Below are 7,483 nucleotides of genomic sequence, written 5' to 3' on the forward strand. Positions count from 1 at the left end.
ACACCCAAGTGTAAACGTGTGTTTATGCCTCCAAATTTTTGATGTGAGTATTGTTAAAACCAGTTTATTAACACTTTTAGTCGTTTACGTGTTCGCTTTACTCGACTCTCTTTGGATAATAGTAAAGTCTAGAATGTTGCGTAGTTGAGTGCCTTTTAGATCAGAAAAGTCTTTATTTTTATTAGCGGTAAATAAACTCACCGCTAACTTGGCCATGTCATTGATAGGTTGCCTAACCGTAGTGATGTTTGGCCATACAATCGTAGCAAGCGTTGTATCATCAAAACCGACAACAGATAAGTCATTAGGGACATTCAGCCCTTGGTTTTGGGCAATTGATATGACTGCGGCAGCCATATCATCATTAGCTGCAAAGATAGCGCTAGGTTTATCAGTTAACGACAACATTTTCTTCGCAGCTAACATTCCAGATTGATAGCTAAAGCAACCTTGCTCTATGTATTCCGGTGGGGTATTTATTCTATTTGAACGCAGTGCATCTAAATAACCTTGATAGCGTAAACGACTAACCCCTTGCTTCGGATCACCAATAATATGGCCAATTTTATGATGACCTTGTTTTATTAGTGTTTCCGTTAAATCAAAAGCGGCTTGATAGTCGTCCATACAAATATAGGGTGAAACAGTTAATTGACTATCCGGCGCGACTCTTACAAACGGAACATTAGCCCGTTGTAAACAATCAATTATTTCCTTTTGGTCACAAACCGGAGGCAGTAAAATTATTCCATCCACTTTGGTTTCGTTAATCAGATCATTTACTGATTGCAGTGTTATATCAAGGTTATTGTCTGCTTCATCTACCACGAGGTGAAACCCTTTAGCACGACAGTTTTTCAATGCACTTAACAAAAACTGGCTAATATAGGCATCACTTGGATTGTCATATATTAACCCGAGTAAATAGGATTTATTACTGGCTAATCGACGTGCAGATTCATTAGGTCGATAGTGTAACTGCTTAGCCACAGCTAGCACTTTACTGCGAGTATTATCACTGACGTTAGGATCTTGGTTTAAAACCCGCGATACTGTCATCATTGAGACACCAGCTGCTAATGCGACATCCTGTATGCGTGCTTTTTTTACCTTACCCATAACTTGCCTACTCATCATTATCAGGTCAAAAATATAAACAGCTACTCACGTTCTTCATAAATATATCGTTAATATTAAAAAACTTAATGATACAGAAACACTAACCTTAAGCCTTAAATAAGCGCCTTAACCTTGGCTAACTGTACTTGAAACAATAAGCTATGTTGATGGGTAACCACTGCACTTTCAGCCTTGCCCTGCTTAATCAGTCGGCATGCTTCATCTGCCTCAAAGTGATAACCTAATGATTGTCTATCATCACTAAAACTTTCGATTAAATCATCAAGATGAAATAAATGACATTCTTTCGCTCTAAATGCATCAGGGATCAAGATGTAACCCTTATCGCCAATAAGATAAGCATTATTACCCAATCGACATTGAAATGAGGTTGCAAGACTGACCATCACATCATCGCTTTTGCCAATAATGATGACATCATCTTCCACACCTGTTTCGCAGACATGTGCTTGAACATAGAGATTATCGATATCAGACTGTAGGAAGTAATCTGCAATTGCCAAGGGATAAATTCCCATATCCAATAAACAACCACCCGCCAATTCAGCATTATATTCTCGGCCATCTGGGTTAAACGGCACGGGATAACCAAAATCAACTTTAATGTGCTTAAGCTTGCCAATTCGGCCATCATTTAACCATTGCTTAGCTTGTTGCATCGCAGGTAAAAAGTAAGTCCATAAGGCTTCCATCAGCAGCAAGCCTTTATCTTGGGCTAAGGTGACCAAAATTTGGCATTGCTCTGTTGAAACTGTCATCGGTTTTTCGCACAGTACATGCTTTCCAGCAGTCAACGCATCGAAGGCTTGTTGAAAGTGAAAATTATGTGGGGTGCCGATATACACAATATCAACCTTTGGATCATCAAATAATGCTTGGTAGCCTTGATACGCTTTTTCAACCTGGTATTGCTTGGCAAATTCATCGGCATCAGTTTGCTTTCTGGCTGCTACCGCATATAAATGGCTATTCTCAGAAAAGACTAAGTCCTGACAAAATAAAGCTGCAATCCTTCCTGCGCTAACAATCCCCCAATTTAGCTTGGCCATACTTTACTCCCTTTATATTCATCAAATTGCCTTATCAAAAGCGATTTATCGCGCTGTAAAACCTGCGCTATCTGCTATTAACTCGATTAACAGCCAACCAAAGTTAACATTAATGAAACAAAATACACTTGATAGATTTAAAACTCAATGATAATGTTAGCGCTAACAAAAAAATAGAAACTCATAACAACGGATAGAATTATGTACCTTGGAATAGACTTAGGAACCTCTTGTGTGAAGGTCATTATCTTAGACAATAATGATCAGTTGTTAGCACAAGCCAGTTCAGCACTGACAATATCTCGTCCCCACGACCAATGGTCAGAACAAGATCCAAATCATTGGTGGCAAGCTACCTGTTCAGCGATGGCAGAGCTTAAAACCCAAAAGCCTGAATTACTCAAAGCGATTAAGTCTATTGGTTTGTCAGGTCAAATGCATGGGGCGACTTTACTAGATAGCGACAACCAAGTTATTCGTCCGGCGATATTATGGAATGATGGTCGAAGCGAAATTCAATGTAAAACCTTAGAAGAAAATGAACCCAACTCGCGTAATATTACCGGTAACATTGCGATGCCAGGCTTTACTGCACCAAAGTTGTTATGGGTAAAAGAGCATGAACCTGAAAACTTTAACAAAGTATCCAAGGTATTATTACCTAAAGATTTTTTACGTTTCAAAATGACTGGGGATTTTGCATCAGACATGTCTGACTCCGCAGGTACCCTGTGGTTAGATGTCAAGAATCGTTGCTGGTCTGAAGCGATGCTAACGGCAACTTCTTTAAGCATTGAACATATGCCGCAGCTATTTGAAGGCACAGATATAACAGGCAAGTTAAGCCCGAATATTGCCAGTTTATGGGGCATGGATTCTGTGCCTGTTGTTGCTGGCGCGGGTGACAATGCCGCTGGCGCAATTGGTATCGGCGTGATTAAGCCAAACCAAGCATTTTTATCTCTAGGCACGTCTGGCGTTTATTTTGTTGCAAATGAGCAATATTTACCTAATCCAGATAACGCTGCCCATACTTTTTGTCACTGTTTGAGTGATACCTGGCATCAAATGTCGGTGGTATTAAGCGCGGCAAGTTGTTTGAGTTGGGTGACAAAACTAACAGGTTATGGCAATGAATCAGCCCTACTAGAACAAATCGCTAAATGTGATTTTAGTCAGCCAAACTCAGTGTTGTTTTTACCTTACCTTTCTGGTGAACGAACCCCGCACAATAACCCGAATGCCAAAGGCGTTTTCTTTGGTTTAGACCATAACACCACTGCTGCCAGCCTTGGCCGCGCAGTATTAGAAGGTGTGGCATTTGCTTTTGCTGATGGTCAACAGGTGTTACTAGATGCGGGTGCAACCATTGATGAAATTACGGTTATTGGCGGTGGTTCAAAAAGTCGATTATGGGGAGATATTCTTGCTAGCGTATTGAACCGTTCACTTTCATACCGTGAAGGCGGTGAAGTCGGACCGGCATATGGCGCAGCAAGGTTAGCAAGAATTGCTGTAGAACAGAGTCCTCTTGAATCAATCTGCACCAGTGGCAAGCTTGAACACCTGGTATTACCTAACCCTGAAATGCAAGTTTATTACGCCGATCAATATCAAAAATTTAAAGCCTTATACCAAGCAACCAAACATCTATTTTAATAATTAAACCCTTAAATAGTATTAAATTAACTAAAAGAAACGGAGTCAACATGAGCGAACAATTTTTTAATAATATCGAAAAAATAAAATACGAAGGCGAAGCCAGTAAAAACCCTTTAGCATTTCGTTACTACGACGAAAATCGTGTCGTTCTTGGTAAAACAATGAAACAACATTTGCGTTTTGCCGCTTGTTACTGGCATAACTTCTGTTCAACGGGTTTTGATATTTTTGGTGAAGGTACCTTCGATCGCCCTTGGATCCAACCTGTAGGTGATCAACTGGCTCTAGCTGAACAAAAAGCCAAGGTTGCATTCGAATTTTTTGAAAAGCTTGGTGTACCCTATTTTTGCTTTCACGACACCGATATTGCTCCTGAAGGCGCAACGTTAAAAGAAAGCCATGCTAACGTAAACCACATTGCAGACATTCTAGAAAAAGAAATGCAGCGTACTGGCGTTAAATTACTTTGGGGTACAGCTAATCTGTTCTCAAATAAACGTTTTTGTGCAGGTGGTGCTACGAATCCAAACCCTGAAGTGTTTGCCTATGGCGCAGCTCAAGTAAAACACGCAATGGAAGTGACTAACCGTTTAGGTGGCGAAAACTACGTGTTATGGGGCGGCCGTGAAGGTTATGATTCGCTACTGAATACTAACTTAAAGCAAGAAAGCGAACAGTACGCACGCTTTTTAAAAATGGTAGTAGAACATAAACATAAAATTGGTTTTAAAGGCACTTTGTTAATCGAGCCTAAGCCTCAAGAACCGACTAAACATCAATACGATTATGACACTGCAACCGTCGCAGGCTTCTTACACAAGCACGGTTTACAAGATGAAATTAAAGTAAATATTGAAGCTAACCACGCAACCTTGGCTGGACACAGCTTCCATCATGAAGTAGCTGTAGCATGTGCTGAAGGCATTATGGGCAGTATCGATGCTAACCGTGGTGATATGCAAAATGGTTGGGACACAGACCAATACCCTAACGATGTTGCTGAATGTACCTTAGTGATGTACGAAATTTTAAAATCAGGTGGTTTTACAACCGGCGGATTAAATTTCGATACAAAACTTCGTCGTCAATCGTGTGAAAATGATGATTTATTCCATGGTCACATTGGTGGTATGGATACCATGGCTAAATCACTACTTAATGCAGCACAACTTATTGAAGATGCACCGTTATCTTCATTTGTAGAGCAACGTTATGCAGGCTGGAATAAAGGACTTGGTAAAGATATTTTTGATGGTCAACATAGCTTAGAAAGCTTAGCTAAGGTAGTCCATGAGCAGAATATCAATCCAACATCGGTTTCTGGACGCCAAGAATTACTTGAAAATGTGGTTAATCGCTATATTTAACATTGAATTCTATTAAGCCCCTATTTTGAGGTTTAAATGAATAAAAAATAGGCCATCTTAATATTAAGATGGCCTATTTTATACCGCTGACTTGTTAAGTGTTAAGTGTTAAGTGTTAAGTGTTAAATCGCTAATGCTTTTCTTGATAATCAAAATAGTTAAACTCAGCGGCAATATTTGCGCCGGTTAAATCTTGGCAACACATCCCAATAAATGCACCAGTAAAATTAGCGCCTTCACCCTTTCCTGCTTCATCAGAAATAACACTGTAATCTAATTCGCAAATAGGTAACCACACATCCTTCTCAACCGAATAACTAAAGGTCAGCAGCTCATTATCAACTTCAGCCCTAAGGCTCACAGTCTCGCTGCTAATTGGCAGCCGTTTTTGATAAATGGGAAAATCAGCTTTTAAAGATTCATCACCCAAACAGCTCATAACATCGATATGCACACCTTTTTCATCATCATATGAAACATACAAATAATGAAACTTATGCGCATTGTAATAGCAAATTAACCCTGCTTGTTGCTGAAAGCTCATTGGTTTAAAGCGTAATTGAGTTTGTGCCACAAAAGATAAATGCTGTTGTCTTCTCGCGATAAGTGCCTGTTTAAAGCTACTACCTACAGAATGTTTACCATACAAAGTCAACGCGCCAGGCTTATCCGTTAAACTATAAAAACATTCAGGATTTGGGATTCTCAACCATTGATAATGGCAGGGTAATATCGAGGTTGAAAAGTCATCATAATGTGAGAAATCTCTTTTGGGTGTAACGGTTAAGCCTATAGGATTAACCTCACCATACACTTCACCCGATGCCAGCCTAAACCAAGCATCATCATGTAATATTAATGCTTGAATACCGGTTTCTCGCCCTAACGGGCTGCGCTTAACACCATCATCTAGTTTTAGCGGCCTAGAGAGCAGATGGGTTAAATACCATTGCCCTTCTTGAGTTTGAACTAAACCTCCATGACCTGTTCGCTGTAAGGGTTTATCGAGATGATCTTTAGACGTCAATACATGTACATTGGGATCAATCTCATAAGGACCCGCGATATGCTTTGAACGCGCAAACGTGCAAGCATGTTCATAACTGGTGCCACCTTCTGCCGTTAATAAATAATAATAATCATTTATCTTATACAAGTGTGGGCCTTCTGTAAGGCGATGAGGGCTACCAGCAAATATATTAACTGCTGTGCCAATTAACTTTTGCTGTTTGTGGCAATATTGCTGCAATACTATCCCTGCAAAGGGATGTTTATTTGGTCGATGATCCCACAGCATATTAACTAACCATTTACTGCCATCGTCATCATGAAATAATGATGGGTCAAAACCACTGCTATTTAAATAAACCGGGTTACTCCATTCACCATCAATGGTGCTACACGTCGTTAGATAATTAGGGGTATCTTTAAAATTTCCATCAAATCGTTTTACATTGGTATAAATGAGATAGAACAAACCTTCCGCATAACTCAAACAAGGCGCCCAGATACCACAGGAGTCAGGACAACCTGTCATATCCAGTAGTGCAGCCCGATTTAATGGCCTACTCACTAATGTCCAATTAACCAAATCCACAGAATGGAAAATTTGAACTCCGGGATACCATTCAAATGTCGACACGGCAATGTAATAGTCATCGCCTACTCTGACAATACTGGGGTCGGGATGAAACCCTGGTAAAATTGGGTTTATTTGTTGACTCATAAGCAACCTGTTTTGTAACGACAAAGTTAAAAAGTGAGTTATTTTATATCACACAACAGTTGTTAGCGCTAACATTAGAGGTGGAGTTATTGCTAAAAAAGCTTATTTTTCAATGTTCATTCACCAAAAAACTGACATATTAATTGCTTTTATATCAACTAAATAATTACTGTTTAATAGACTCTACTGAATGATACATGTGTCATATAACGGATAGGTTTAGGGCTAAATTTGGTTGGCGTGTATGTCGGACTTTTGCTGATATTTAAGAAAATGGAAATTGTTAGTATTGATGAAAAAGTGCCGACAACAGACTAGCTTTTAAAGGCATTCTTTCTGTTTGAATTGATCGTAGAAATGATTATTTAAGTAATCGTTTAACTGATTGTTGCTGTGATTATTGAGGCTGTAACTAATTTTGTGTAACTGCTTATCAACACGTACTCTATAGAGAGTCAAGGATAGGCAGATACTCATGAACAAAAAAGATATTGAAGCTTTTGCTAAAGAAGCTGCTAAAAGCATTAAAACACCAGAAG

General features: G+C 39.4%; 6 protein-coding genes. 2 read left to right on the forward strand and 4 right to left on the reverse strand.

Annotated features, from left to right (window positions below; genetic code table 11):
• Positions 1–84 precede the first annotated feature (84 nt).
• The gene (locus AB4160_RS18130) at positions 85–1,119 is read right to left on the reverse strand and encodes a LacI family DNA-binding transcriptional regulator (RefSeq protein ID WP_102435453.1); all 1,035 of its coding nucleotides are present in this window, start codon (positions 1,117–1,119) and stop codon (positions 85–87) included.
• 113 nt (positions 1,120–1,232) lie between these two features.
• Positions 1,233–2,189, reverse strand: coding sequence for a Gfo/Idh/MocA family protein (locus AB4160_RS18135; RefSeq protein ID WP_102435454.1), 957 nt, complete (start codon positions 2,187–2,189; stop codon positions 1,233–1,235).
• 201 nt (positions 2,190–2,390) lie between these two features.
• Between AB4160_RS18135 and xylB the strand changes: the two genes are divergently transcribed.
• The gene (gene xylB / locus AB4160_RS18140) at positions 2,391–3,848 is read left to right on the forward strand and encodes a xylulokinase (RefSeq protein WP_102435456.1); all 1,458 of its coding nucleotides are present in this window, start codon (positions 2,391–2,393) and stop codon (positions 3,846–3,848) included.
• Between the two features lie 50 nt (positions 3,849–3,898).
• Positions 3,899–5,218, forward strand: a complete 1,320-nt coding sequence (xylA, locus tag AB4160_RS18145; RefSeq protein ID WP_102435458.1) for a xylose isomerase — start codon at positions 3,899–3,901, stop codon at positions 5,216–5,218.
• 130 nt (positions 5,219–5,348) lie between these two features.
• Here the strand turns inward: xylA and AB4160_RS18150 are convergent, their stop codons facing one another.
• Positions 5,349–6,944 carry a glycoside hydrolase family 43 protein gene (locus AB4160_RS18150; protein ID WP_372005823.1) on the reverse strand — a complete coding sequence of 532 codons (1,596 nt, stop codon included), beginning with the start codon at positions 6,942–6,944 and terminating at the stop codon, positions 5,349–5,351.
• A gap of 321 nt (positions 6,945–7,265) precedes the next feature.
• Positions 7,266–7,483: hypothetical protein (locus AB4160_RS18155; protein WP_372005825.1), on the reverse strand; the 218-nt coding region annotated here is incomplete at its 5' end.

This window comes from Shewanella sp. 10N.286.51.B8 (assembly GCF_041469325.1).
Classification (GTDB): Bacteria; Pseudomonadota; Gammaproteobacteria; order Enterobacterales; family Shewanellaceae; genus Shewanella.

Excerpts from the sequence above, each read along its gene's own strand:
- AB4160_RS18130 (WP_102435453.1), bottom strand. The coding sequence starts at position 1,119 with ATGGGTAAGGTAAAAAAAGCACGCATACAGGATGTCGCATTAGCAGCT.
- AB4160_RS18135 (WP_102435454.1), bottom strand. The coding sequence starts at position 2,189 with ATGGCCAAGCTAAATTGGGGGATTGTTAGCGCAGGAAGGATTGCAGCT.
- xylB (WP_102435456.1), top strand. The coding sequence starts at position 2,391 with ATGTACCTTGGAATAGACTTAGGAACCTCTTGTGTGAAGGTCATTATC.
- xylA (WP_102435458.1), top strand. The coding sequence starts at position 3,899 with ATGAGCGAACAATTTTTTAATAATATCGAAAAAATAAAATACGAAGGC.
- AB4160_RS18150 (WP_372005823.1), bottom strand. The coding sequence starts at position 6,944 with ATGAGTCAACAAATAAACCCAATTTTACCAGGGTTTCATCCCGACCCC.